At 54.1% G+C, this 2,942-nt stretch carries 4 protein-coding genes; 3 read left to right on the top strand and 1 reads right to left on the bottom strand.

The genetic code is table 11. The annotated features are described in order from the left end of the window. The 3 genes from ACPGUT_RS15890 to ACPGUT_RS15880 all read left to right on the top strand — a co-directional run. Positions 1-864, top strand: an 864-nt coding sequence (locus ACPGUT_RS15890) for a replication initiation protein (protein WP_423993074.1), incomplete at its 5' end; no start/stop codon positions are given. A 4-nt stretch (positions 865-868) separates the two neighbouring features. Then, positions 869-1,228: a helix-turn-helix domain-containing protein gene (locus ACPGUT_RS15885; RefSeq protein ID WP_423993072.1), complete on the top strand. Its 360-nt coding sequence runs from the start codon at positions 869-871 to the stop codon at positions 1,226-1,228. Between the two features lie 277 nt (positions 1,229-1,505). Then, positions 1,506-2,417: a glycosyltransferase family 2 protein gene (locus ACPGUT_RS15880; RefSeq protein WP_423993070.1), complete on the top strand. Its 912-nt coding sequence runs from the start codon at positions 1,506-1,508 to the stop codon at positions 2,415-2,417. 233 nt (positions 2,418-2,650) lie between these two features. Here ACPGUT_RS15880 and ACPGUT_RS15875 read toward each other — a convergent pair. After that, a partial coding sequence (locus tag ACPGUT_RS15875; protein WP_423993068.1) for a recombinase family protein occupies positions 2,651-2,942 on the bottom strand: 292 nt, incomplete at its 5' end.

The following is a 2,942-nucleotide window of genomic DNA, read 5'->3' as shown; positions in this document are numbered from 1 at the left end:
CGCCACGAAATCAGGCTTTCAGACCTCAAGGGCATTGATGGAATGGATAACCTGACACGCGGCCGAATTGTGCCGCTGTTTGAGGAGTTGAGCGCGGCGACCATGACCCAAGACGACCCCGAAAAAATGCGCGTGACCATCGGTGGGCTTTTAGATCATGCGGTCGTCGATTACCGCCACGAAGTCAGCGGCGATACTCTTGTTTCTTGGTACTTTGGCCGAGCTTTCCGAGACATGGCGCATGAATCGAACCATTGGGCAATCCTTGATCGCCAAGCAGTGTTCCATTTGGGCAGCAAATACTCGGTTTTGCTGTTCCAGCATATCAGCAGCCTAACAGGCCTCAAACACGTCACGAGCAAGCGTTTTTCTGTGGCTGATTTGCGGATGGTTCTTGGAGTACCTGAAGGAAAACTCGAACGGTTTTCGCATCTAAAATCCCGTGCCATTGAACCCTCAATTACTGAGATAAACAGCGACCTAACCCGGCTGCACCTGACTGCCACCTATCACAAGATCGGGCGCACAGTGGCTGAAGTCGAGATAGCTTGGGAAGTCGAGGAAAACTTAACCAAAGTTAAGGCTGAACTGGACCGTCCCAAGGTCGGACGCAAGGCGCGGCAGGATGGGACCGCAGAAACACCAGTGGCCGCATTCCCAGAATTTGGAACGGTGAAGAGTTGCCCGCCGTGGGAGCAGATCGCGCGAGATAATGCACCGCGCATTGACGGGCGGCATGTGCCAGATTTACGCCTGTTGGCAGACAACTTTCGCAAGTGGTGCGGAGAGAAGTCGATCCCACTTGATATGGTCAGTATTGAGAAGACATTCACCACATGGTGCAAAAGCTATTCGGCGCGCTGATCTGATGGCACCGCACACCCTTCCGCACATGTCACCCGCACAGGCCGCACAGGTCGCAGATGTCTCTCGTTGGGCCATTATGAGGGCTATAAATAACCATAAATTAAAGGCCAATAGAGACAATCGGAACCATTGGAGAATTTCACAGGACGATCTGGATGAGTGGTGCGCGCACACTGTGCGGATCGCACACCCCGCACACCCTGAAGAAAGCCCCGAATTACGCGAAAAGCTAGCGGCAGAAACTATACGAGCAGACGCAGCAGAACGCGCACGGGATCAAGCAGAAAGTGACCGTGATAAATGGCGCGGTATGGCTGAGAAGTTGGCGGAAAAGCCTCGGCGCGGATGGTGGTGGCGATAGTTTCAGAAACCTTCCAAAACGCCATCAGTTTTGAACGGGGTTTGTGGCGGCGGAAAACAGGCCTTTTTCCTACCCTTCCAAAAAGGAGGGTTTTTGGAGCGTTCGAAGCAGGGCGTGTCCGGGGGCAGGAACGGTGACTTATGGTACATGATCGACAGCTTCCAGCCATGCCATAGCTGGAAATGTGGCATGGCTACAAATATTTTTTCCCCATCTGTGCTGCCTTTTGGGATAGTCCCGCAAAAGTCGAACACAACTTGCAACAAAGGTTATCTTCATGTCACCACGTGTATCCTTCGTCATCCCCACCAAGAACCGGCCGGAAGGAGTACGCCGTGCCGTGACCTCAGTGTTGGCCGCCTTGCCGGAGGATGGGGAGGTGATTGTCGTTGACGATGCCAGTGATCCACCCGCGACGCACGCTTTAAGGGAGGTCACCGATCCCCGAATGATCTTGTATGTGAACCCCGGACCTCATGGGCCATCTGCTGCCCGCAATTTCGGGGTGCGTCAGACGCAAGCGCCGGTTCTGATGTTCTTGGATGATGATGATTTGTTGGTTGAGGATTACTGTCTCCGCGTAATTAGTCGCATCGACTCTTTGCCAGATGACTGCACCTTTGGCTTTTCCGCGTCCTACCATTTGGAACCTGACGGATCCTGGACGGAAGTCCAGTCAATCTCGCCTGCGGGGGTGCTGGGTGATGAAACGCCGCTCAAGTATCGTCAGGCCGGTCTGGGCATGGGTTGCTGGATCACGCGGGCGGCATTCGATGCGGTTGGCGGGCTTGATGAGAGCATCGACGTCAACGAGGATACGGAATTTTCAGTGCGCCTCGCTGCGTCCGGACACCGTTGTTACTGCGATCAGACACCAGGTGTTATCTTGATCCATGATCCGGTGCGCAGCGCGTCTGATCAATCTAGCATCACCAAGGCCGCTGGTGCGCGGGCCAGGTTTCGCGGGTTTGAGTATATTCTTCTGAAGCATCAAGACTTTCTAAAGGGCCATGGCGCGTTTCGTCGAAAAATGTTCACGCGCGTTGTTAAATACCGCGTGCGTGCCGGTAGTGTGGCCGGTTGGTTTCGATTTTGCGCTCAGCATCGGCCGGTTAGCGATGTGGTTCTTTACATCGCCCCTGGAGCACTTTGGCTTGGCCTGTCAAAGCTTTTACGGCGTAAGCCTTAGTAAGTGTGGGGGTAAGGTTTCAAGGGTTTTCCGGTTAGCAGTCGCCTTAGGTTGGACGGGTCCGGGCGAGGCTGACGCTGGGGCGTCGATGCGGCTGTGATGTTCAACGTAGGTAGCTCTTTTTGGAACCGGGCCAGCCAGTCCTCGGTTATCTCGTCGCGCTGGATCTTGAGAAGCGATTCGGGGATTTGGGTTCGTTTGCATAAAGGTACCAAACCCACCACAGGATTTAGCTATGTTTGAGGCGCGTCTGAGTGTTCAGGCCGCAGCTGCTTGATGCGGTCTGTGGGGAAATATTTATAAAATGCGGTGCGGCCGATCTTAAGTTGGTCGATGACATCACCGATGAATGGGTAGTTTTCGGTGTCTTTGAGCATAGCCTCGGCGTGTTTGATGTTTTGCTGGTTCATGGCTTTTGGCCTGCCACCACGCCTTCCGCGTTTTGCGGCGGCTTTGAGACCGGCGCGGGTATTTTCAACAATCAGCTCGCGTTGGAACTCGTCAAATGCAGCTGTCATATGGAAA

It is taken from the genome of Halocynthiibacter sp. (genome assembly GCF_049608145.1).
In the GTDB taxonomy this organism is placed as follows: Bacteria; Pseudomonadota; Alphaproteobacteria; order Rhodobacterales; family Rhodobacteraceae; genus Halocynthiibacter.
Note: the sequence above shows the minus strand (reverse complement) of the source record. Positions and strands in the feature narration are given on the sequence as shown.